The 267-nt window shown below is 40.4% G+C and carries 1 protein-coding gene; it reads left to right on the forward strand.

Annotated elements, in window-relative coordinates; translation table 11 throughout:
* Positions 1-228 (forward strand): hypothetical protein (locus tag SB660_RS21065; protein WP_410584324.1); only part of this gene is annotated, 228 nt, incomplete at its 5' end.
* Positions 229-267 lie beyond the last annotated feature (39 nt).

A 267-nucleotide genomic window follows, 5' to 3' on the forward strand; every position in this document is an offset into this window, starting at 1 on the left:
ATTGCTCGTGCGTCATCAGAAGAAAAAGAAACACAAATTCGCAATTTACAGTTATTCTGGCAACAGCATGAGGGGGCAACAGAAGCAGCGATAGCCCGCTTACAAGAGGTAGCTGTAAACAATGGCAATATTTTCGAAGAGCTAATGGAAACTGTAAAAGTAGCGAGTCTAGGACAAATTACAAAGGCCTTATATGAAGTCGGAGGACAATTCCGTCGCAATATGTAAAACAAAAGACTATGAATTTGCTTATTGAGGAACGGCAAT

The sequence above is a fragment of the Bacillus sp. SIMBA_005 genome, assembly GCF_046535585.1.
Classification (GTDB): Bacteria; Bacillota; Bacilli; order Bacillales; family Bacillaceae; genus Bacillus; species Bacillus pumilus.